19 protein-coding genes are annotated in these 23,163 nt (G+C 69.5%); 4 read left to right on the forward strand and 15 right to left on the reverse strand.

What is annotated here, in order from left to right; all coding sequences use genetic code 11:
- Positions 1 to 12 precede the first annotated feature (12 nt).
- Entirely contained in the window at positions 13 to 1,239 is a 1,227-nt protein-coding gene (locus CLV71_RS15665) for a cytochrome P450 family protein (protein ID WP_133903487.1), read from the forward strand.
- Positions 1,240 to 1,290: 51 nt separating this feature from the next.
- On the opposite strand, the gene CLV71_RS15670 is transcribed toward CLV71_RS15665, so the two are convergent.
- From CLV71_RS15670 to CLV71_RS15720, 11 genes are all read right to left on the reverse strand, one after another.
- Positions 1,291 to 2,193, reverse strand: coding sequence for a hypothetical protein (locus CLV71_RS15670; protein ID WP_133903488.1), 903 nt, complete (start codon positions 2,191 to 2,193; stop codon positions 1,291 to 1,293).
- A 184-nt stretch (positions 2,194 to 2,377) separates the two neighbouring features.
- Entirely contained in the window at positions 2,378 to 4,504 is a 2,127-nt protein-coding gene (locus CLV71_RS15675) for an OmpL47-type beta-barrel domain-containing protein (protein ID WP_133903489.1), read from the reverse strand.
- Positions 4,505 to 4,570: 66 nt separating this feature from the next.
- Positions 4,571 to 8,569: a ThuA domain-containing protein gene (locus CLV71_RS15680; protein ID WP_133903490.1), complete on the reverse strand. Its 3,999-nt coding sequence runs from the start codon at positions 8,567 to 8,569 to the stop codon at positions 4,571 to 4,573.
- A 36-nt stretch (positions 8,570 to 8,605) separates the two neighbouring features.
- Positions 8,606 to 9,739, reverse strand: coding sequence for a multicopper oxidase domain-containing protein (locus tag CLV71_RS15685; protein ID WP_133903491.1), 1,134 nt, complete (start codon positions 9,737 to 9,739; stop codon positions 8,606 to 8,608).
- Positions 9,740 to 10,192: 453 nt separating this feature from the next.
- On the reverse strand, positions 10,193 to 11,818 hold the full coding sequence (gene ptsP, locus CLV71_RS15690; protein ID WP_133903492.1) for a phosphoenolpyruvate--protein phosphotransferase: 1,626 nt from the start codon (positions 11,816 to 11,818) through the stop codon (positions 10,193 to 10,195).
- Between the two features lie 32 nt (positions 11,819 to 11,850).
- Positions 11,851 to 12,123 carry an HPr family phosphocarrier protein gene (locus CLV71_RS15695; RefSeq protein WP_133903493.1) on the reverse strand — a complete coding sequence of 91 codons (273 nt, stop codon included), beginning with the start codon at positions 12,121 to 12,123 and terminating at the stop codon, positions 11,851 to 11,853.
- Between the two features lie 23 nt (positions 12,124 to 12,146).
- Complete coding sequence (locus CLV71_RS15700; protein ID WP_133903494.1) at positions 12,147 to 13,187, reverse strand: zinc-dependent dehydrogenase; 1,041 nt, start codon at positions 13,185 to 13,187, stop codon at positions 12,147 to 12,149.
- Entirely contained in the window at positions 13,184 to 13,630 is a 447-nt protein-coding gene (locus tag CLV71_RS49305) for a PTS mannitol transporter subunit IIA (RefSeq protein ID WP_133903495.1), read from the reverse strand. The genes CLV71_RS15700 and CLV71_RS49305 overlap by 4 nt, the downstream gene beginning before the upstream one ends.
- Complete coding sequence (locus tag CLV71_RS15710; protein ID WP_133903496.1) at positions 13,623 to 15,119, reverse strand: PTS mannitol transporter subunit IIBC; 1,497 nt, start codon at positions 15,117 to 15,119, stop codon at positions 13,623 to 13,625. The genes CLV71_RS49305 and CLV71_RS15710 overlap by 8 nt, the downstream gene beginning before the upstream one ends.
- Positions 15,116 to 16,084 carry a 1-phosphofructokinase gene (gene pfkB / locus CLV71_RS15715; RefSeq protein ID WP_133903497.1) on the reverse strand — a complete coding sequence of 323 codons (969 nt, stop codon included), beginning with the start codon at positions 16,082 to 16,084 and terminating at the stop codon, positions 15,116 to 15,118. The genes CLV71_RS15710 and pfkB overlap by 4 nt, the downstream gene beginning before the upstream one ends.
- 43 nt (positions 16,085 to 16,127) lie before the next feature.
- Positions 16,128 to 16,889, reverse strand: coding sequence for a DeoR/GlpR family DNA-binding transcription regulator (locus CLV71_RS15720; protein ID WP_133903875.1), 762 nt, complete (start codon positions 16,887 to 16,889; stop codon positions 16,128 to 16,130).
- Between the two features lie 189 nt (positions 16,890 to 17,078).
- On the opposite strand from CLV71_RS15720, the gene CLV71_RS15725 reads away from it, so the two are divergent.
- Positions 17,079 to 17,699: a DUF742 domain-containing protein gene (locus CLV71_RS15725; RefSeq protein WP_166664113.1), complete on the forward strand. Its 621-nt coding sequence runs from the start codon at positions 17,079 to 17,081 to the stop codon at positions 17,697 to 17,699.
- Here the strand turns inward: CLV71_RS15725 and CLV71_RS15730 are convergent.
- Genes CLV71_RS15730 through CLV71_RS49310 form a run of 3 tightly spaced genes read right to left on the reverse strand, consistent with a single transcriptional unit; the run spans position 17,686 to position 19,970 of the window.
- Entirely contained in the window at positions 17,686 to 18,459 is a 774-nt protein-coding gene (locus tag CLV71_RS15730) for a DNA-formamidopyrimidine glycosylase family protein (RefSeq protein WP_133903499.1), read from the reverse strand. The two genes, CLV71_RS15725 and CLV71_RS15730, sit on opposite strands and share 14 nt — an antisense overlap.
- Positions 18,460 to 18,469: 10 nt before the next feature.
- Entirely contained in the window at positions 18,470 to 19,732 is a 1,263-nt protein-coding gene (locus CLV71_RS15735; protein ID WP_133903500.1) for a multidrug effflux MFS transporter, read from the reverse strand.
- Positions 19,733 to 19,781: 49 nt separating this feature from the next.
- Complete coding sequence (locus tag CLV71_RS49310; RefSeq protein WP_243866482.1) at positions 19,782 to 19,970, reverse strand: MmyB family transcriptional regulator; 189 nt, start codon at positions 19,968 to 19,970, stop codon at positions 19,782 to 19,784.
- Positions 19,971 to 20,018: 48 nt separating this feature from the next.
- Between CLV71_RS49310 and CLV71_RS49315 the strand changes: the two genes are divergently transcribed.
- A complete protein-coding gene (locus CLV71_RS49315) occupies positions 20,019 to 20,180 on the forward strand; it encodes a hypothetical protein (protein ID WP_243866484.1) in 162 nt (53 codons plus the stop codon).
- A 69-nt stretch (positions 20,181 to 20,249) separates the two neighbouring features.
- Here CLV71_RS49315 and CLV71_RS15745 read toward each other — a convergent pair whose 3' ends face one another.
- Complete coding sequence (locus CLV71_RS15745) at positions 20,250 to 21,032, reverse strand: methyltransferase domain-containing protein (RefSeq protein ID WP_133903501.1); 783 nt, start codon at positions 21,030 to 21,032, stop codon at positions 20,250 to 20,252.
- Between the two features lie 67 nt (positions 21,033 to 21,099).
- Here CLV71_RS15745 and CLV71_RS15750 point away from each other — a divergent pair, with 67 nt between their 5' ends.
- A complete protein-coding gene (locus tag CLV71_RS15750) occupies positions 21,100 to 23,148 on the forward strand; it encodes a M14 family zinc carboxypeptidase (RefSeq protein ID WP_133903502.1) in 2,049 nt (682 codons plus the stop codon).
- Positions 23,149 to 23,163: the final 15 nt, after the last annotated feature.

Here is a 23,163-nt window from a genome sequence, read left to right on the forward strand (position 1 = left end):
GGAGGCTTCCCGATGACCGAGTCGGTCACCGTTCCCAGCATGCACCTCGACCCCATGGGTACCGACCACCACGGGGAAGCGGCGAGGATGCGGGAGCTGGGCCCGGTAGTACGTGTCATCCTCCCCGGCGACGTGTCGGTCTTCGCCGTCACCACGCACGACCTCGTCGCCTCGCTCGTGACGAACCCGTTGGTCAGCAAGGACTGGCGCAACTGGAACAAGATCCAGTCCGGTGAGGTCGGCGACGAGTGGCCACTCATCGGCATGATCAAGGTGACGAACATGGTCACCTCCGACGCCGAGACCCACACGCGGCTGCGTCGCCCGGTCACGCGGACGTTCACCCGGGGCCGGGTGGAGGACCTGCGCCCCCGCCTCGAGGCGATCGTGTCGTCCCTGCTGGACTCCCTGCCGTCACACGCTTCCGACGACGGTGTCGTGGACCTGCGACCGCACTTCGCCTACCCGGTGCCGATGCAGATGATCTGCGAGCTGTTCGCGGTGCCGGTCGACTGGCGGCCGAGACTGCGGGAGCTGGTGGACAGCATCTTCCGCACGAACGCGACACCGGAGGAGGTCGTCGCCGTGCAGAAGGAACGACATGAAACGTTGCAGCGCCTGGTGGAGCTGCGCCGTGCGGAGCGGGGCGACGACCTGACCTCGGCGTTGATCGAGCTGAGCGAGCAGGGCGAGGAGGCGCTGACGCAGGAGGAGCTGATCGACACGATCTGGCTCTTCCTGACCGCGGGCCACGAGACCACGCTGAGCCTGATCGTCAACGGGGTGCGGGCGTTGCTCACGCACCCGGACCAGCTGGCACTGGCCAGGAAGGACTCACTGTGGTCCGACGTGGTCGAGGAGACGTTGCGGTGGGACGCCCCGATCGGCAACTTCCCGGCCCGGTATCCCTTGCAGGACATAGAGATCGCGGGGGTGTCGATTCCGAAGGGCGAGGCGATCCTGGCGCCGTTCAGCGGCGTCGGGCGCGACCCGGCACACCACGGCGCCGAAGCAGACTCCTTCGACATCACCAGGAAGCCCGAGAAGCACCTGGCCTTCGGCGGTGGCCCGCACGTCTGCCTCGGCGCGCACCTCGCGCGACTGGAGGCCAACGTGGCGCTGCCGGCTCTGTTCGAGCGCTACCCGGACCTCCGCCTCGCGGTCCCGGTGGCGGAGCTGCCGCCGGTGCCGTCGTTCTTCTCGAACTCCGCGGCCGCACTGCCGGTCCGGCTGGGCTGAACCGCCCGGTGCCTGGGACGTCGCGCGTCCCAGGCACCGGGGCTCACCGGATCAGAAGCTCGCGGCCGACGGCGGCGAGTTCTCGATCAGGACGGTGATGTCGGCGACTGACGTCGAGACCTCGCGGTCGTAGGCGAGGTCGTAGGCGGTGGCGGTCAGCGCGGCCTCCGCGCGGCCCGCGGCAAACGGACGGCTACCGGACGGGGTGACGATCGTGGTCCACGGAACCGTGGCGCCGGGCGTGCAGGAGACCGAGAGGGACAGCGGACCACGCACGATCCGGCCGGCCACCACCTGGGACAGGTCACCCGCGAGCGCGACGGTCACCGGCTGGGTGCAGCTCACCTCGCCGTTGACGCGTGCCCGGCCGCTGACCGGGCTGACCGTCCCCTGGCTCGCGATCGTCGGCTTCAGCTCGAGCGGGGTGGGTGCCGGTCCGATGTGGACCTCGCCCCGTGCCGCCGCCGGGCCACCCTCGCAGTGCTGCTCGAAGCTCGCGTGGAACGACTCCACCTCGTCGCTCGCGTCGAACGTGGCCTCGATGACGGTGAAGGTGGCGGTCAGTGTGTTGCAGCCACGACCGTTGCCGCTCAGGTCGAACCCGGCACCCGTGCCGTTGAACGGGTACCGCGTGGCGGTGTAGGTCGCGCCGGAGGTCAGCTGCTGCCCGTTCGGGGCGGCGAAGTCGAGGTACCACCAGTCGCCGGTCGTGCTGTCGACCGAGATGGACACCAGTGCACGGGCGTCCGAGGACACGTTGAGCGCGTCGCCGTCCAGGGTGTCGTACTCGTAGGAGTTGCCGCCCGAGATGTAGTCACCCGGATCCCCGCTGAAGGTCAGGGTGCCGTACTCGACGGGCGCGGCGGCCGCGGGTGCCGCCACGGCCACCAGACCGACACCCGAGACCACGGTGGCGAGAGCGGCCACCATCGACCGACGTAAAAGAGATGACATGTGTTTACTCCCCAGGTTCGTGATCGGCTCGGCGCCCGCCGGGCCACGGGTGTCATCGACGTTCGCGTGACACTCGTTAGCAAGCCGTCTCACGTCTGGACGATCGAGCATGGCGCCTCGGACAGGCGAAAGGTCCCCCAGGGCAGGCGGTGACTGTCCTGGGGGACCGCTTCTCGTTGGGAGGTCAGGCCTTGGCCGCGGCCTCGCCACCCACTGTCGAGTCGATCGACGCCGCGACTATCCGGTTGCGTGCGTCGTTGTCGATGACTCCGTTCTGTACCAGCTCCTTGGTCACCGACTTGACGTAACGCACGAAGTCGTTGTGCGTCTGCCAGCCCGCGTCCTCGTCGATGACGTCGTTGATGGTGCAGCCGTTGCCGGTGTCCACGTTCGCCACCTGGCTGTCCACGTCACCGACGTACACCGTGTCGCGCACGTCGGAGCTCGGGCACACGTCCGGACCCTGGCCCGGCGAGTCCTCCACGACGGTGAAGGAACCCGACAGCTCGGCGGAGGTGTTGCCCGCCTTGTCCGTCGCGCGGTAGGAGAACGTGTGGTCACCGGCCGAGTCGACGGTCACCGGGGCCGTGTACGCGGTCCAGGCACCACCGTCCAGTTTGTACTCGACCGAGCCGACGCCGGAACCCGTGTCCAGCGCGGTGACCGTGATCGTCGCACCGTCCAGGAACTCCCAGCTCGAGTTCTGCGTGCCCGACACCAGCGCCGAGACCGACGGTGGCGTCTGGTCGGCACCGCCCGCGACCACGGTGAAGGTCAGCGTCCCCTCCGCGGAGACGTTGCCTGCCTCGTCCGTGGCGCGGTAGGCGACCGTGTGGGCGCCCGGCGTCGACACCTGGACCGCGGCCGTGTAGGCCGTCCAGGCACCGCCGTCCAGCTTGTACTCGACCGACGCCACACCGGAACCCGCGTCGGTGGCCGTGAGCGTCACCATCGCGGAGCCGACGTACGCCCCGTTCGCGTCCTGCTGGCCGACTACCTGGCCGGTGACCGTCGGGGCGTCCGCGTCCTCCTGGACGACCGCGAACATCACCATGCCCTCGTCGGAGGTGTTGTTGGCGTTGTCGGTCGCCCGGTAGCCGACCATGTGGTCGCCGGGCGCGTTCACCGGGATCGCCGCGGTGTAGGCACTCCAGGCGCCGTCGTCGAGCTTGTACTCGACGGACTTCACGCCGGAACCCGTGTCCGTCGCGGACAGGGTCACCGTCGCCACGTCGACGTAGTCGCCGTCGTCGTTCTGGTCACCCGTCACCTCGGCGTTGACCGTGGGCGGGGTGGTGTCGCTCGGTGCTGCCACCACCTCGAAGGAGACCTGACCGCTGCCCACGTTGCCTGCCGCGTCGGTCGCCCGCAGCAGCACCACGTACTGGCCCGGGTTCGTGACCTGGACCGGTGCCGTGTAGGGGTTCCAGCCGAGGTCGTTGATCTGGTACTCGACCGAGGCGACACCGGAACCCTCGTCGGCCGCGGTGGCCGTGACGGTCGCCGAGCCGACGTAGTTGCCGTCGGCGTCCTGTGCGCCGGCAACGGAACCGGACACGGTCGGCGCTGTCGTGTCACCGCCACCGCCCGCCACGACGGTGAAGGCCGTGGCGCCCTCCGTCGAGGTGTTGCCTGCCACGTCGGTCGCGCGGTAGCCGACCGTGTGGTCGCCGACCGCGCTCACCGCGACCGGTGCGGTGTAGGTCGTCCAGGTACCACCGTCGAGCTGGTACTCGACACTGTCCACACCGGACCCGCCGGTGTCGGTCGCGTCCAGCGTGACCGTGGCGGAGCCGACGTAGTCGCCGTCACCGTTCTGGTCGCCTGCCACCGTCGCGGTGACCGTCGGCGCGGTGGTGTCGTCGCCACCGCCGCCACCGGTGACCGTGAACTCGCCGGTCATCGTGCTGTGGCCGGGAATCACGCAGTGGTAGCGGTACTTGCCCGGGGTGAGCGTGACGGTCACCTCGTGGTGGCCGTTGTCCGCGTCGAAGGGGTTGGCCAGGATGTTGACGTTGACGTCGTTGTTGTAGCCGGGTGTCGAGGTGTCGAAGGTCAGTGTGTGCGACATACCGGTGGTGTTGCCGGTCGCCTCGCTGTTCTCGAAGACGATCGTGGTCTCCCCGGCCACCGCGGTGGTCGGGGCGGACGTGTAGGCCGCCTGGCTGTCGCCTGCGGTCCACGTCAGAGTCTGTGCTGCGGCCGCGGTCGCGGCCTGCGGAGGCGGAGCGGCGCCCGCCGAGGCTGGCATGGAAACCAGCCCCAGCACGACGACCGCCGCGCCCAACGCGGCGATGAGACGTCGGGACATAGTCAGGAAGTCCTCCAAGGGGTGTGGCCGGGCGGTGCGGGAGGCGCCGCCCGGCCACGCCGCGCTCTACAGCTGCTTGATCCGGATGTTGCGGAACTCGATCAGGTCGTTGTCACTGTGGTTCTGCAGGCCGATGTAGCCTTCGGCGAACTGCCGCAGATCCGTCGGCGGGTCACCCGCGCGGGACGACTGCTGTCCCGGCGTGTTGTCGAACTCGTTGATCACCACGCCGTTGCGGATGATCGTGTAGTGCTGCCCGACGACCTTGATCTCGTAGTCGTTCCACGTGTTCTTCGGCTTCGCGCCTGCCTGGTCGAGAGTGCGCTGGTCGAAGTTGTAGACCGACCCGGTCTTCTGGACCTCGCCCGTCGCGCCGTCGTAGATCTGGATCTCCTGACCACAGAAGATCGCGACCCACGCCTGCGACGTGCGTGCCGAGCCGACCGTGCCACAGCTGCCCGGCGGGCGCTGTGCCAGCGGTGTCCTCGGGTCCGGGAACCTGACGAACACACCGCTGTTGGCGCGGAAGTCCCCTGGCGCGATGTCCTTGAACTGCAGCTTCAGCGAGTAGTTCTTGAACGGCTGCTTCGCGTACCAGAGCATTCCGAGTCCACCAGCGGACCTGATCGACCCGTCCGGCTGTATCGAGAACCCGCCATCCGGTGCCTGCGCCCAGTTCTGGAAGGACGCGGGCGTGCCGTCGTACAACGCGTCGTACCCGGCGTTGCCCGGCGTGCCGATCGGTGACGCCTCGGCGGCGTCCACGAGCTTGTCACGCTGGTTGGTGTTCAGGATGCCGAGGTCGACGAGGCCGTCCGCCACGGTCTCCACGTGGAAGACGAAGCCCGCGTGCGACGACCAGGTGCTCTCGTCGTCGATCAGGTCGTCGACCTTGCAGCCACCGCCCGCGTTCTTGTTCGCCACCGTCGTGTCGACGTCGCCGAACGTCACCGTCGTGTTGGAGTCCGACGTCAGGCAGCCCACGTTCACCGCGGTCCGCGAGGTCACGACCTCACCGTCCGCGTAGGTCGTGGTCAGCTTGGCCGTGAACGGACCCGTGCGGGTGTAGGTGTGCTTCGGGTTCGCCTCGGTCGAGATCGAGCCGTCGCCGAACTCCCACTTCCACGACACGCCACCGCCCTTGGAGCCGTTGAACGTGTACGTCAGCGGCTTGTTCTGCACGGCGGTGTTCGTCGCGGCAGGCACCGGGGTGGCGGCGCCTCCGGTGTAGGTGATGCGGATCAGCTTCTGGTTGGCGGGGTCCAGCGTGAAGAAGCCGTTGCCGTAGTCCAGCATGTACAGCGCGCCGTCCGGACCGAACTTGGCGTCCATCCAGCTCGTGAGCCGGTTGTCACCGACACCACCCGGGATGATCTTGCTCAGCGACTCCGCGAACACCGGTGGCTGGGCGTCGGGCACCCCCGCCGGGTCCACGGTCACCGCGTTGCGGTTGTTGGCGTTGCCCTCGTCACCGATGAACCACTTGTCGTCCCAGTACTTCGGCCAGGCGACACCGCTGTTCTGGTTCACCCGGTCGTAGTGGTAGGTCGGGCCCGACATGATGGCCTGGTTGCCGCCCTTGACGTACGGCTCGGTGTAGGTGGCGTCCGCCGCGACATAGGTGGGGATGTTGCTGTTCGGCCGGTTCGGGAACACCGGGCCGCCACCGTCGGGCGAGTACCAGATCATGTTCTTGCGGATCGGCGGCAGGTTCACCAGGCCGGTGTTGCGCGGCGAGGTGTTGATCGGGTTGTCGCAGTCGTACCAGCCCGTGAGGACGGCCGCGTCACTGCTGCTGCGGTCGCGGTAGGGCTGCTTGTTGCCCATGCAGTACGGCCAACCCTGGTTGCCTGCCGAGGTGATGATCGTCGCCGTCTCGTACTTGGCCGGGCCGAGCTCCGGGCTCGGCGAGGCGGCGTCCGGCCCGACCCAGCCGGCGGTCAGCCAGTTGGTCTCCGGGTCGACCGCGATGCGCGCGATGTTGCGCACGCCCATCACGTAGATCTCCGGCCGGGTCTTGTCACCCGGGTCGTTGGCCTCGGGGAACAGGTTCCCGGCGGGGACCGTGTAGGTGCCGTTCGCCTCCGGGTGGATCCGCAGGACCTTGCCGTTCAGGTCGTTGGAGTTACCCGAGGTGCGGCGGGCGTCCTGGAACGACAGACCCTTGTAGTTCGCGGTCCAGTTGTTGCCGGAGTAGCCGTTGCTGCCCTCCGACGAGTTGTTGTCGCCGACGCCGACGAGCAGGTTGCCGTCGTTGTCGAACGCCATGCCGCCGCCCGCGTGGCAGCAGCTGTGGATCTGCGCCGGCCACTGCAGGAGGTCCTTGCGGGTGGCCTGGTCGATCGTCTGGGTCGTCGCGTTGTAGGTGAAGCGCGAGATGGTGCGCTGCCCGACCTGCGTGTCCCTGTTGATCGACGCGTGCGGCATCCAGTAGACGTAGAAGTAGCCGTTGCTGGCGAAGTTCGGGTCGAGCGTCATGCCGACCAGACCTTCCTCGTTCTTGACCAGCTCGTCGCCACTGCCGCGGTTGCCCATCACCGGCAGGGTCGTCAACAGCTTGACCTGCTTGGTGGTGGGATCCCACTGGTGGATCGTGCCGCAGCCGAGACCGATGTTCGCGTTGGTCCAGTCGTTGGGCTGGGGCACGGTGTTGCCGGCGCAGGCGGCCTTGCCGATGTAGAACACGCGGCCGTTCGGCGCGATCGTGAGGCCGTGCGGCTCGCCGATCTGGTCGAGCTGGCCGGTCGCGTTCCGCGCGGACAGGCGTTCCACCTTGTAGTTCGACGCGATGGTGGCCTTGCAGTCACCACGCACCATGCCGGTGGTCCACTTCAGCGCGCCGAGGATGTGGCTGCGGAAGGTGTCCTCGCTGTAGCTCGCCTCGGTGCGGCCCATGCCGGTGTAGAAGGAACGGCCGCCGTCGTAGTCACGGCACCACGAGATCGGGTGGTACGCGCCGTTCGCGCCGACCCCCGGGTTGTAGGTCTTCTCCTCGACCTGGGCGATCGTGTGGACCGTGCCGACCGGGCTCGGGTCCCAGTTCAGGTAGCGGTCGGTGTGCACCCAGTTGTAGCCGAAGCCCGCGTTGGCGGGGTGCTGCCGGTCGAGGACGTCGATCGTCGCCTGCTGCACTGCCGGGTCGGGCGGCGGCGGGGCCTCCGCGCCCTCCCTGAACAGGTTGAGGTCGGCCAGCTGGACCAGCGGCTCGCCGGCGTTCTGGGTGATGTTCAGCCGGTAGTTCGTGTAGGCCGTGGTGTTGGTGAACGAGAACTTCCTGGTCTGGAAACGCTCGTCCCACGCCTGGTTGGTCCTGGTGTCCAGGTCCGTCCAGCTGGTGCCGTTGTTGGAGCCCTGCAGGGTCCAGTTCTGCGGGTCACGGCCTGGGGTGTCGTTGGCCGAGACCATGGAGTAGCTCGAGACCACGACGGCGGCGGGCATCTTGTAGGCCACCCAGCCGGTCGGGTTGAACGTGAGCCACTTGGTCTGGGGGTTGTTGTCGGCCAGCTTCTCCTTGGTCTCGTTCGGCGGGTTCTCCGCACTCGCGGTGACCGAGGTGACGGCCTCCGGCTCGGGCCGGCTGCCGATCGGGCGAGTGCCGATCAGGCCGGTGAACCAGGTGGAGTCCGCCTGCGCGCGGGCCGCGTCGGAGACGCCGAGGAAGCCGTTGCCCGCCTTGATGTAGTTCTGCAGCGCGGTTTCCTGCTCACGGGTGAGCGTGATACCCGTGGCGGACAGGAAGACCACACCGCGGTACTTCGCCAGGCTCGCGTCCGAGAACACGGCCGGGTCGGTCGACACGGTCGGGGTGATCCCGTTCTGCGACGCCAGGCTCGAGATGGCGTCGGAGGCGCGGGTGACCGGGTCGAGCTGGTCGGCGGCCGGACCGTGGAAGATCAGGACGTTGACCTGGGCAGCAACCGCGGGCGCAGCGGTCGCGGCAGGTGCCGGTACTGCCGCGGCTGGTGCTGTGAGCGCCAGCGGTGTGCTGAGTAGAACTGCCGCCCCTACCGCGAGTGTCCTCGTGGCGCGGCGGCGGAGCCAGCTCATTGAGCCTCTTCGCCCCATAGTTGGGCTCTCCCTCTCTGTCAATGGATCGGGTGGTTACTTGTGGCCGTGGCCGGCGGCCGGCGGGCTGTTCTTCGACTTCTTCGCCGACGGGTTGCCGGGGGCCAGGGGCGCGATGCCGTCGTGGACACCGGTGGGGACCGGCGACATGTTCATGGCCTTCATGTCCATGCCACCCATGGGCATGCCGTGGAAGCGGTCGATGGCGGCCTGGGCGCCGTCCGGCAGGGAGCCGTCCGGGTTGCGGACCAGGAAGATGCCGGACATGCCCGCGTCGGAGTGGCTCTGGACGTGGCAGTGGTACATCCACGCGCCCGCGCCGACGGCCTCGCCCGCGATCACCTGGAAGCCGAAGGAGCTGCCGGGGTCGAGGTTGCGGTTGTCGATCACCTGCGTGGTGTCGTCCGGGCCGGTGAGGTGGCCGGTGCGGTTGTCCGCCCAGCGGTGTGCGTGCAGGTGGAACGTGTGCGGCAGCGTGCCGTGACCGACGCAGACGAACTCGACGCGCTCACCCTTGTTCGCCTCGAGCATGGGGGTGTTCGGGGCGACGAGGTTGTTGATGGACTGCTCGTTGAAGACCACGGTGTACTGCCGGTCCGGCAGCAGGTCACCCTTCTTGCGCACGATCAGGCCGCCGTACAGCCCCCGCGCCAGCCCGCCGGTGCCGTGGTCGGTGCCGAGGGCGTGGTCGTGGTAGTGCCAGTAGCCCGCACTGCCCGGCATGTAGACGCCGTCCCGCTGGTAGGCGGTCTGCGTGCGCCAGGTGTAGACCTTCGTCTCGCCAGGGTTGTTGAACGAGTCGTTGAGCGGCGAGCCGTCCGAGGTGGTCTCGTAGTTGACGCCGTGCGGGTGGATCGACAGGCGCTGGTTGGTGGTGTTGACCAGCTCGATCTCGATCGTGTCGCCCTCGTAGATCTCCAGCAGGGGGCCGGGGATCGTCGGCTTGCCCGGTTCGAGGGCGTAGCCGATGAGGTTGCTGTCCTTGAGCTGTTCGGCGTACAGGGTGATCTGTCTGAGCGCTCCGGCCGCGGCTGACGCGGACTCGGCGCCGGCCGCCGCGGAGAACGCGGCTACCCCGCTCGCCGCCACGGCGGGGGCGAGCACCCCGGCTGCCGCCGCCCCGGCGAGCATCGATCGACGCGAGAGCGTCGGCCGGCTTTCTTTGTCCATTGTGGAGCTCCGTTCCTGGACACAGGTGCGGAGCGGCGCACGCGCCGCTCACGTTGGTTGGGGGATTGGAGACGCGGCGCGACACGCGCATGGCACACAGGGGTGACATCCGTTGTCACGCTGCCTCGCCTTCGACCCGGGTGGCTGCCGGGCGTCCCTCGCTGGCGTGGACATAGCCGCTTCCGATGAAACAACCCGAACTTATGTCGACAGCCGACAAAAGTTAAGGCTCCAAACGGCCTAACAACGGACGAGATGTCAGTGGTTGAACACGCAATCGCGCAGATGACGGGCCCGTTAGTACGTCGGTTGTACGAATTTTGCCAGCCGTGCCCACCCGGCTCCACGCAGCGATGCCCTGGCCACCGGTGCTGGTGGCCAGGGCATCCGACGAGCTGGACCAGGGGATCTGGCCGACCCGCCGCCCGGGGAAGGCCGGACGGCGGGCGGGTTCTAGCGGCCCGCGACGGCCTTGCGGGCGGTCTGGGCGTCGGCGGCGTTCAGTGCCAGCTCCGCGAGGCGCTGGCAGTCGGCCATGGTGTGGGTGGCCAGGGACGCCCGTACGGCGCTGACCGACGGCGCCGACATGGACAGCGTCGTGATGCCCATGCCCGCGAACACCGGCGCCAGCAGCGGGTCTCCGGCGGCCTCGCCGCAGATGCCCACCGGCTTGTTCAGGTCCCGGCCTGCCGCCGCGACCGTGGCGACCAGGGACAGCACGGCGGGCTGCCACGGGTCGAGCAGGTCGGCCAGCTCGCCGTTCATCCGGTCCGCGGCCATCGTGTACTGGCTGAGGTCGTTCGTCCCGATCGACACGAAGTCCACGGAGGCGAGGATCTGCCGCGCGTGCAGCGCCGCGGCGGGCACCTCGATCATGACGCCCGCGGTCCGCAGCCCCGCCTTGTGGACGAGCGACGCGAACTCGGCGGCCTCCGCGGCGGTGGCGACCATCGGGGCCATCACCCACACGTCGGCGCCGGTGGCCGTCGCGGCCCGCGACACGGCCTCCAGCTGGTCGGTCAGGACCTCGGGGCGCACCCGCGCGGTCCGCAGGCCCCGGATGCCGAGCGCGGGGTTCTCCTCGTCGGCGAGCCCCAGGAACGGCAGCGGCTTGTCGGCACCGGCGTCGAGTGTCCGCAGCACGACCTTGCGGTCACCGGCCGCCTCGAACAGCTCGCGGTAGGCGGTCTCCTGCTCGTCGACCGACGGTGACGCGGTGCGGCCGAGGAACAGGAACTCGGTGCGGAAGAGCCCGACGCCCTCGCCGTCGTCGCTCATGTCGGCCGCCTTGCCGACGTTGAGCAACAGTGGTACCTGCTGTCCGTCCTTCGTGCGGCCAGGGCCGGTGAAGGCGGCCTCACGCTCGCGGTCGGCGTTGCCGGCCGCCCGGACCTCGACGGCCTCGTTCGGCGTCACCCTGACGACCACGCCCGTGGTGCCGTCGACGGACACCGGCGTGCCGTCCGGCACGTCGAGGATGTCCGCACAGCTGACGACCGCGGGCAGGCCACGCGACCTGGCCAGGATCGCGGTGTGGCTGGTCGGCCCGCCCCGCCGCGTGACGATGGCGAGGACGGTCGGGTCGAGCAGGGCCGTGTCCGCGGGTGACAGGTCGTCGGCCGAGAGCACGAACGGCACCCCCGGCCGGGGCAGCCCGGGCATGGGGACGTCGAGCAGCCACGCCACGGCACGGTCCCGCAGGTCCCCGAGGTCGGCGGCCCGCTCGGCGAAGTACCCGCCGAGGGCCCTGAACTGCTCCTGCTGCTCCTCGATCGCGTCGGTGACGGCCCAGGCCGCGGGCCGCCCTTCCGCGACCTTCGCGGCCACCGCGTCGGCCAGCGTCGGGTCGGCGGCCATCATCGCCTGGGTGGCGAGGACCTCGGCCGCCGGCCCGGAGAGCTTGCCCGCCAACTCGTCGAGCGACGACGACACGAAGGCGAGCGCGGCGGTGGCCCGCTCACCCTCGTCCGGCCCCGCCTGGGGCACCTCGGACGGGAGGACGGGCGGGCTGCCCATCGCGTGGACGGGCCCGGCCGTGCGGCCGGGGCTCACCCCGAGACCGTGCATGCCCTCAGACATCGAGACACCTCCGCGCCGTCGCGGCGTCCCCGTCAGGCCTCCGCATCGAGGTCCTTCGCGAGCACGTCCGCCATCGCGTCGAGCGCCGCGTCGGCGCCGTCGCCCTCCGCCTCGATTGTGACGGTGTCACCGCCGTGGGCGCCGAGCGAGAGCACCGCGATGATGCTCCGCGCGTCCACGGGCGACTTCTCGGCGATGGAGATGCGGACGGTCACCGGCTGCGCCTGTGCCGTCTTCACCACGATCGCCGCCGGCCGGCCGTGCAGACCGATCCGGGAACCCACCACGACTTCTCTCGCTGGCATCGTTGCCGCCCCTTACTGAGAAACTACGGTTCGATGGTCACCTTGATCGCGCCACCGCTCCTGACCAGCTCGATGGCGTCGTGGATCTCGGCGACCGGGAGCCGGTGGGTGATCAGGTCCTTGACCGGCACCTGCCCGCTCGCGATCAGCTCGAGTGCCTTCTTGTTGTGCGCCGGGCTGGAGCCGTTGGCGCCCACGATGGTCAGCTCGCGGTAGTGCACGAGGTTCGAGTCGAGCGTGATCGTCGGCTTGTCCTTGGGCAGGCCGCCGAAGAAGCTGATCCGCCCGCTGCGCGCGGCCATCAGCAGCGCGTCCTCCTGCGCGGCACCCGAGGCGGCCGCCGTGATCACCACGTCGACGCCCCGGCCGTCGGTCAGCTTGAGGACCTCGTCGACGGCGTTCACCTCGGCCCCGCAGATCGCGGCGTCCGGGTGCACCTTCTCGGCGGACATGTCCAGCCGCGACCGGTTCAGCTCCACCAGGAACACCCGCTTCGCGCCACGGGCCCGTGCCAGCCGGACGTGCAGGCAGCCGATCGGGCCGGCGCCGACGACGACCACGTCGTCGCCCTCGCCCACCCCGGCCAGTTCCTGGCCGTTGAGCACGCACGCCAGCGGCTCGGCCACCGACGCCTCCGCGTAGGTCACGCCGTCGGGGATCCGGTTGAGCCCGTCGACGGCCAGCACCTGGCGCGGCACGATCAGGTACTCGGCGAACCCGCCCTCGTACTGGTAGCCGACCGAGGTCTGGTTGGGACACACCGGCATCCGGCCCCGGGTGCAGTCCGGGCAGGTCCCGCACGGCACCGCCGCGATCACCTGCACGCCGTCGCCCGGCGCCCAGCCCGGCACGTCCGCGCCGACCTCGACGACCTCGCCCGCGATCTCGTGGCCGATCACCCGCGGCGGGTCGAGGTTCTGGTGCCCGTGGTTGAAGATCTTGACGTCGGTGCCGCAGGTCGAGCAGTTGTGGACGCGGATCTTCACCTCGTCCGCACCGGGCGACGGCTCCGGCGCGTCCTCCAGTCGCAGGTCACCAGGTGCGTAGAACCGTGCCACCCTCATGTCTCAAGATCCTTCCCAATAGATTCGAGGAGCGTGCGTACCTCGTCGGGGCTCGACGAGGTACGCAGCCGCTCCGCCTGTGCGGGGTCCATCAGGATCTGCGCCAGTGCCGACAGCACCTGGACGTGCTCGTTCCCCTTGGCCGCGATGGCGACGCAGATGGTCACGGTCTGCCCGTCCCAGTCGACGCCGCCGGGGAACTGCAGGACCCCGAGCGTCGTGTTCCTCACCAGCGCGCGGCTCTCGTCCGTGCCGTGCGGGATCGCGACGCCCTCGCCGATGAACGTCGACACGGACTTCTCGCGTTCCAGCATGGTCTCCGGGTAGCCGGCCTCGACCGCGTCCAACTCCAGCAGGACCGCGCCGCACTGGCGGATCGCGTCCCACTTGTCGGCCGCGGTGAGGCCGAGCCGGATGCCTTCCGCGGGCAGTACCTCAGCCACGGATCTCCTCGCCTTCCTTGATGGCCTTCTCGAGCCGGTCGAACGCCGGGTCGCCGAGGAACATCCGGAACTCCACGACCACCGCCTGCGGCACGGTCCGCCTGGCCCGCTCGGCGAGGTCGGAGTGCGTGAGCACCAGGCGCGAGTCCGTCGGGAGGTCGGCGATGGCGACGTGCTCGACGGCCACGCCGTACGGCTTGAGCCGCGTGCGCATCTGGCTCGCCAGCATGACGCTCGACCCCATACCGGCGTCGCACGCGACGACGACCGTCTTCACTTCGCTGCCGAGGATCACCGGGGCGGTGGTCACCGCGCCGTTCTCGGAGACGGAGCCGGCGACCGGGGCGGCAGTCGCCGGCAGCTCGGTGGCGTCACCGGACGCCACACCGGCACCCGCCTGCTCGGGGATGGTCGCCGTGGCCTCGTCCTCGACGTCAGCGCCCCGGCCGAACTTCAGCAGGGCCGCGGCGACGATGAACGCGACAGCCGTGGCCATCACGATGGACAGCAGCACGCTGACGTGACCACCGCGCGGCGTGACCGCGATGTAGGCGAAGATGCTGCCCGGAGCGGGCGGCGCGACGAGCCCGGAGTTCGTGACCATCGCGGTCGCGACACCGGCCATGCCACCGGCCATGGCGGCGATGATCAGCCGCGGCTTCATCAGCAGGTACGGGAAGTAGATCTCGTGGATGCCGCCGAAGAAGTGGATGATGATCGCGCCGGGCGCGCTCGCCCGCAGGCGCTTCGGGCCGAAGAACCAGTACGCGAGCAGGATGCCGAGGCCGGGGCCGGGGTTCGTCTCGATCATGAACAGGATCGACTGGCCGGTCTCGCGGGCCTGGTCGAGGCCGAGCGGGCTGAACACGCCGTGGTTGATGGCGTTGTTGAGGAACAGGGCCTTCGCAGGCTCGACGATGATCGAGACGAGCGGCAGGAGGCTGTTGTCCACCAGGAAGTCCACGGCCTTGCTGGCCGCGTTGGTGAGCCCCTGCACGATCGGCCCGATGCCGACCACACCGACCAACGCGAGGCCGCCGCCGAGGATGCCGAGCGAGAAGTTGTTGACCAGCATCTCGAAGCCGGTCTTGATCTTCCCCTCGATCCTGCGGTCGAAGAGTTTCAACAGGAACGCGGCGAGCGGTCCCATGATCATCGCGCCGAGGAACATCGGCACGTCGGCGCCGACGACCACGCCCATGGTGGCGATCGCGCCGATCACCGCACCGCGCTGGCCGTGCACCATCCGACCACCGGTGTAGCCGATGAGGATCGGTAGTAAGTACTTGATGGTCGGGTCGACGAGCCCGGCGAGGGTCTCGTTCGGCAACCATCCCTTGGGGATGAACAGGGCGGTGATCAGACCCCAGGCGATGAAGGCGCCGATGTTGGGCATGATCATGCCGGCGAGCCTGCTGCCGAGGCGCTGCACACTGGCGCGCCAGCTGTTGCCCTGCAGGTTCTTGAGGTGTGAGATGTCAGTCGTCATTGAGTCTGCTCCATCCCGTGCCGTGGCCCGTCGAGGGCGCGTGTGAGGTCGACCGAGGCGTGACTGCGCACGGACGCGCGGTCCACGTCGCCGGGTCCGGGCATCCGGCTCCCTGGCAACCGGACCGCCGCCGCACCCCACGACAACGCCTCGACTAGTGCATCCCCGCCGGTCACCCCACCGGCCAGATACCCGGCGAGCATCGCGTCTCCCGCACCGACCGCACTTCGGCCGCGATCGACCGGCGACTCGCCGTACCGCACCCCCATACCCCCGCCGACCAGCACCGCGCCGTCGGCGCCGAGGCTGGCCAGAACTCTCTCCGCCCCTGTCTCGCACATGGTGGTCGCGGCGGCGACCACGTCGTCGAGCGTGTCCATCGGACGGCCCGCGAACTCCGCGAGCTCGTCCCTGTTCGGCTTCACCAGCGCGGGCCTGGCACCCAGCGCCGCGGTGAGCGCGGGCCCGGACGTGTCGACCGCGAAGCGCACCCCGCGCTCGGTCAACCGGTTCCCCAGCTCGCAGTAGAACGTGTCCGGCACGCCAGGCGGCAGGCTGCCGCTCGCCACGACCCAGTCGGCCGTCGCCGAGGTGTCCAGGACCGCCTTGACGATGCGCTCGAGGTCGTCGGGCGCCAGCACGCTGCCCGGCTCGTTGATCTTCGTGACCGAGCCGTCCGGCTCGACGAGGCTCACGTTCGACCTGGTGTGGCCGGTGACCGGCACCGCGCACACGTCGATTCCCTCCTCCTCCAACAGCTCGGTCAGCTGCCTGCCCTCCGGGCCACCACGCGGGATCACCGCGCACGTCGGCAGCTTGTGGGCCGCCAGGGCCCGCGCGACGTTCACGCCCTTGCCACCTGGGTCGAGCCGCGTGGCCGCGGCCCGGACCATCTCGCCCCGCACCAGCGCGGGGATCTCGATGGTCCGGTCGAGACTCGGGTTCAACGTGAGCGTCAGGATCATTGCTGGTCCCCGTTCACGTCACGTGAACGAGGAGGCGTTGGGTTCATGCGCGTACCACCCTTGGCCCTTGCGACTCGATTTCCGCTGCTACCTGGGGGTCGAGACCCGTGTCGGAGATGAACAGGTCGATGTCCGACAGCTCGGCGAACCTCGCGAGGTGATCGGAGCTCAGCTTCGTGTGGTCGGCGAGCAGCACGCGGCGCCGCGCGGCCGTGACCATGGCCTTCTTCACCGCGGCCTCCGCCTGGTCAGGCGTGGTCAGCCCGCGCCGCACGGACAGGCCGTTGGTGGCGATGAAGGCGACGTCCACGTACGACTGCGCGAGGATCTCCAGCGCCCACGGGTCCACACACGCGAGCGTGCGGGACCTCACCCGGCCACCGACGAAGAGCACGGTGAAGTTCGCGCGCGTGGCCAGCGACAACGCCGTGGGCAGTGCGTTGGTGAGGATCGTGAGCTGGCGGTCGACCGGCAGTATCTCGGCGAGCCGGGCGGTGGTCGAGCCCGCGTCGAGCAGGATCGAGCCCTCCTCGGGCACCTCCGCGAGAGCCGCCTTCGCGATACGGTCCTTCTCCGCGCCGAGCACCGCGTCCCTGGTGGCCAGGGCGGGCTCGAAACCGAGACGCTCGACGGGGATGGCACCGCCGTGCACGCGACGCAGCAGGCCGTGACGCTCGAGAACGGAGAGGTCGCGCCGGATCGTCTCGCCGGTCACGGTCAGCTCGGCCGCGAGTTCGGCGACGTCCACCCGGCCCTCGCGACGGGCCCGGTCGACGATGTGCTGCTGCCGTTCTTCTGCGTACATGTGGATTTGCCACCGTTTCATCTGCGTATCGTTGTGTTTACCTGGTTTAGCCACGTGAAGTCAACACTCTGTTCGCGTGGCACTCTAGGTAGCCACTCCACCACACCCCGATAGGCATGCTTGCCCGTGGCCGTGATATACGCGTAATATTCGCCCACCTAGTGCCCTATCTCTGGTGGTGAGCGGGCGTTGTCAGCCAATGGCTCGGATGCCGGCCAACGGCCCGAGTCGGACCCGGGGCCCCTGAGCGGCGTCCTTCCCCTCGACGAGTTCGAACCACCCACTCCGAGAGCCCTGCCGATCGGTCCGCGCTCCGCGGTGCCCGCCGGCCGCAAGGGCCTCGCACGGCGGGAGAAGAAGTCGAAGAAGCTCCCACGTGCCGCCAGGCCCGCCGACGAGTTCGTCTCGCCGCTCGCCGACACCGGCCCGTGGGCCAACCCGAAGGAGGCGCCGCCACTGTCCACCGAGGCGAGCGACCCCAGACAGCTGGTCCGTCCGTACACCCGCACGGGCGGACGCACCCATGTCGACTTCCGCCTGGAGCTGGAGACACTGCTGTCCACCCCGCACGGCCGCGACCGCGACATCGTGACGTTGCGGGACGACTACCGGACGATCTGCGAGATGTGCCGGATGCCCCAGTCGACGGCGGAGATCGCGGTCCGGCTCGGGCTGCCGCTCGGTGCCGCGCGCGTGCTGATCGCGGACGTGGTGACCGCGGAGCTGCTGTTCGTGCACGAGACGGCCACCGAGGACGGCCCGTCGATGGACCTGCTGTACCGGGTGGCCGCCGGCCTCAGGAAGTTGTAGGTCCTGGCTGGCAGCGCGGGCAGTAGTAGGTGATCCGGTCGTCCTGGTGCCCGACGAGCACGGGGCCTCCGCAACGCGCGCAGCCGTGCCGGTTCTGGCCGTACACCCACAGGTCGCGGCGCCTGCTGCCGGTGGTGTTGCGGATGGGCCGCAAGGCGTTGAACAGCAACAGCTTCCTGGCGAGCCGCACGGCCTTCTCCGCGTCGACGTCCGAGACCGACGACCACGGGGAGACGCCGAGCAGGAAACACAGCTCCGACTTGTAGACGTTGCCGACGCCCGCCATCACCATCTGGTCGAGCAGCGTCTGGCCGAGCTCGCGCTCCGGCTTCGCCGTGAGGCGGCGGACGGCCTCCGCCTCCTTGGCCGGCGACCAGTCCGGGTCGAGCAGGTCGGGACCGAGGTGGTCGACGAGCTTGTGCTCGTCGCCAGTGGACACCAGCACCATCTCGACGAGCGAGGTGCCGAGCGCGAACCGTTGCGGCGTCGCGAGTACGGCACGCACGCGGTGGCCGATCCTCGGCCGTCCGGCGTAGAAGCGCCACGAGCCGTCCATGCCGAGGTGGCAGTGGAAGCTCAGTTCACCGTCGAACCGCAGGAAGAGGTGCTTGCCGACGGAGACGGCCTTCAGCAGCGTCCGGCCGCTGAGATCCACAGTGGATAGCCGGGGGTGGCGCAGCTCGCCGACCACGAGAGGGACACCGGCCATCGCCTCGGTCAGCTTTCGAGCCGTGGCGTAGACGGTGTCACCCTCGGGCATGGGGGCAAGCTTAGGCCGTGACGGGCACCCGTTGTTGCCGACGCATCGAGGCCGCCAGCGCGAGCCACGCGACCAGCACACCACCCGTCATCGTCAGCGCCATCGCCGGGCCGTCGTTGCCGAGCACCCCGACGACCGGCGCGATCAACGCGCCAAGGCCGAACTGCGCCGCACCGAGCAGGGCCGCCGCGGTGCCCGCCGCCTCACCGTGGCGGGACAGTGCCAGCGCCGGCGCGTTCGGCAGGACGAAGCCGACCGCCGCGAGCAGGAGCAGCAGCGGCAGGAGGAACCCCACGAGCCCGCCCGCCCCCGACGCGGCCATCACGATCAGCAGCGCACCGAACGCCAGCCCGGCCCCGAGCGCGCCGAACACGATCTGCTGTGCCGTGAAGCGGTTGAGCAGCAACACGTTCACCTGCGACGCCCCGATCAGCGCGACCGCCCCGACCGCGAACACGAGCCCGAACTGCTGCTGTGACAACCCGAAGGTGTCCTGCAGCACGAACGACGAGCCGGAGACGTAGGAGAACAGTGCCGACATGCCGAGCGCGGCGACGAGCGCGAGCACCACGAACTGCGCGTCGGCGAGCAACATGCGGTAGGTGGCGAGCACCGGGCGGAACGCGCCGGTGCGCCGGCGCTCCGGCGGCAGGGTCTCCTTCAGCAGGAAGACCGCGACCAGCAGCAGCACGATGCCGAGGGCCGCGAGCACGGCGAAGACCCCGCGCCACGAGCCGGTCAGCAGCACCGCGGCGCCGATGGACGGCGCGAGGATCGGCGCGGCCCCCATGACGAGCATCAGGCGCGACATCATCGTCGCGGCCGCCTTGCCAACGAAGAGATCACGGACGACGGCCATCGCCACCACCATGGCGGCCGCCGCGCCGACACCCTGCAGCGTCCGCAGCGTTCCCAGGACGACGACGTTGGGGGCGACCAGGCACAGCAGCGAGGCGCCGATGTGCACCGCCGTGCCCGCGATGAGCGGCCTGCGCCGACCGAACGCGTCCGAGAGCGGCCCGATCACCAGCTGCCCGAGGCCGAGCCCGACGAGCGTGCCGGTCAGTGTGAGCTGCACGGCGGACTCGGACGCCCCGAGGTCCGAACCGAGCGCCGGCAGCGCGGGTAAGTACATGTCGATGGTCAGGGGACCGAGAGCAATGAGAGCGCCGAGGACGAGGATGATCCTGATCCTGGCGGCTCCGGTCGGCGACTCTGCCAACTGCTCCGAACGGTCCGGTGTGGATGGACTGTGCAGAGTTGCCTGTTCCATGACTTGTGGCAACAGGCGGTGCGTCGGCTTTGTTCCGACTTTCCCGTGTTCAGACGGAAATCGTCATTCTCGTTGCGAGGTCACGCAACTTCCGCTCCGTCTCGGAATCGTGCGGTGCCGTGTAGGTGCACAGCCGCTGGCCGGGATCCGTCGGCAGCTCCAACGCCTCGAACGTCAGTACCAGCTCGCCCGCCTCCGGGTGCACGACCCGCTTGACCCCGCTGCCACGGTCACGCACGTCCTGGTTCTCCCACAGCCTGCGGAACTCCTGATCGGCCCGAGGACGATGGACCAGCTGGAGTCCCTCCTCACCGGCGCGGGCACCGTCCTGACCAGTGACGTACTCGACCGGATCGACGAGATCGTGCCCCCGGGCACCGACCTCAACAAGGCGGACAGCTACTACACCCCACCCGCCCTGACGAACGCGAACCTCCGCCGCCGCTGAGGCAGCGAAGGCGAAGGTGAGCAGAGCGCGGGCAGCGCTCTGCTCACCTTCCTGTCCCTGGTCGTCGTCTCAGCGGGTCGCGCCGAGCACGTAGCCTGTCAGGCTCGCGAAGAACTGGCCGTTCGCCTCGGCCTCCACCAGCGGCGCCCACCACTCGCCGGGTGAGTCCAGCGCACCCGCCGCCACCGCCTCGGCCACCGCGCCCTCGGCGGCCCTGCGGAAGAACTCGTACGACATCTGCGTGGTGTGCGGGGTGAGGGTCACGTCCTTCATGCCCCTGGACAGGAAGCGGCGGCGCATCTGCCGCCCACACCAGCCCTGCTTGTGGTGGTCCACCCAGTGCGGCATGAGCGCACGGGTCGTCTCCTGGTCGGGGTGGTCGATGGCGAGCGTGCCGAAGTCGAAGTCGAACACCGCGAGCCGCCCACCGGGACGCAGTACCCGCACCAGCTCGTCGTCCGCCGCGTCGACGTCGGGGCTGTGCTGGCGCACCAGCTTGACGCGCACGCGGTCGAAGGTCGCGTCCGGGAAGGACAGCGAGTGGATGTCACCGCTCATGAACTCCACCGGGCCGCCGCGCCTGCGTGCCTCGGCCAGCATCGCCTCGCTCAGGTCGACTCCGACGACCCTGCCATGCGGACCCGCGAGCGCCGCGAGCTCACGGGTGTCGTCACCGGGGCCGGAACCGACGTCGAGGATGTGCTTTCCGTCAAGTGGACCAAGCTGCTCGATGAGGGACTTACGGACCGCTCGTGTCTCCGGGAACGAGTTCACACTGTCGGAGAACCGGATGAACCAGGACGCATCCTCGGTGTCGTCCACGGCGGTGTACTGCCCAGCGCTCACACTCATGGCGAGCACTCTATGACTCGCAGCGATGTTGGGGAATGATTCACAGCACCCCTGCCTGGGAGGTCTTATGAAGCAACGCGGTCTGGCACTCACCGCCGCCGTCGTGATGTCACTGTCCGTACTCGTTCTCCCGCCCGCCACCAACGCCACCGCCGCGCCGGTCTCGGCGGACGAGCTCGCGCTCGTCCGCGTGCAACTGCCGGACGAGGCCATGTTCGACGAACTGCTCACGAGCGGCGCGGACATCGCGGCGCGACCCCGCATGGACGACGGGCGGCTGCTCGTCGACCTCGTGGTCAGCGGCACCGAGCTGGACGCGCTCACCGCCCGCGGCGCGAGCACTGTCCAGGTGATCCAGCGCGACGGGGACGGCTCCGCCCGCTACGCCCAGTCGCGACGGGCCGCGCCGCGGGCCGCCGACACCCTGCACTTCCTGTCCGCCTACTGGTGGACCTCGAACGGCACGACGTTCCTCCAGACGGAGGTCGCCACGACCGCGATCGCCGACCCGGACGTCGAGATCACCGTCCACTGGACCGCGGCGGACGGCACCACCGGCTCGTACCCGTTGCAGCGCTTCGAGGACGCGGGCGAGTACCAGTACCACGTCGCCGAACCGCAGGTGCTGCCCGCGCGGCCGACGAAGGTGAGCGCCACCTCCAGCCTCGGCGGCGTCTCACGCGACATCACCCCGACCGCGTGGCCTGGTGCGACCCCGCCGGGGACGCCTTCCGGGTACCAGAAGGACTTCATCGACGCGTACATGTCGCCGACCGACATCAAGGCACGCGTGGCGCGACTCGCCCGCCAGCACCCGGACCTCGTCGACGTGATCGACCTGCCGCACCGGACGCAGGGCTACCGGCGCACGGCGACCGCCTACCTCGGCGACCTGGCCGCCGCCGCGGTCGTCGTCGAGTCGGTGCAGTTCGGTGACCAGGGCCCGAACGGTTGGCAGCTCAAGACCGTCGACCCCGGCAGGCCGAACCGGCCGGCGCAGGCGACCTGGCGCGACCGCGTCCTGACGGTATCGCTCGCCACCGACAGCACGGGCGCGCTCATCAGCACGACCGACCAGATCGCCGCGTTGATCACGGCCCGTTTTCCCCAGCGCTTCAGCGCGTTCGTCGAGGACGGCTCGGCGGGCAAGGTCATGCCGGTGGTGGGCCCGGTCACGATGGACGACGGCCTCGACGGGTCGATCCCGAACAAGCCGTGGACCGTGCAGGCGCTGCGGATCGGCGTGCACCGCGACGGTTCGCGCATCGGCGTGCTGGCCTACTCGCAGGAGCACGCGCGGGAGTGGGCGACACCGCTCGTGACACTGGAGTTCGCCGAGCGGCTGCTCGCCAACTACGCGACGGACGCGGCGACACGCCAGCTGCTCGAGGACGTCGAGGTGTTCGTGATCCCGACGGTCAACCCGGACGGCGCGAACTACTCCTTCAACGACGCCAACTTCCAGCGCAAGAACATGGTGAACCACTGCACGGGCACGCAGCGCGACCCGCGCAACGCGGACTCGTGGGGCGTGGACGTCAACCGGAACTACAGTGTCGGCTCGTTCTTCGACGGGTTCGTCGGCGGGTCGGGCAACTGCCTGTCCGGCACCTACTCCGGCACCGCCGAGCTGTCCGAAGCGGAGAGCAGCAACGTCATCGACCTCGCGAAGGCGCACGACAACATCAGGTTCGTGATGAACGTGCACAGCTACGGCGGTTACTTCATGTGGCCGCCGGGCGCCTACGCGATGCCGGGCCGGATAACGCTGCCCCGACCGTCCACTGAGGAATCGGCCATGTTCCAGGCGTCTGCCAAGCGGATCGTCGGGGCCATCGCGTCCTCGCGTGGCACGGTCACGTGGCCGTCGCGCACCGGGCCCGTCGCGGACGTGCTCTACTCGGCGGCAGGCAACTCCGCCGACCAGCTGTACTACGAGCTGGGCATCTTCGCGTGGGACTTCGAGATCGGCAACGACGTCTGGAACCCGTCGACCGGCCAGTGGGAGGGCGTCGGCTTCCAGCCGCCCTACCCGGAGGCGCACGCCGAGTCCCAGGAGTACGCCGACGGGCTCGTCGAGCTGCTGAACGTGGCCCGCGACTACGAACGGGGCTGATCCACAAGGGACGGG

The sequence above is a fragment of the Actinophytocola oryzae genome (assembly GCF_004364325.1).
In the GTDB taxonomy this organism is placed as follows: domain Bacteria; phylum Actinomycetota; class Actinomycetes; order Mycobacteriales; family Pseudonocardiaceae; genus Actinophytocola; species Actinophytocola oryzae.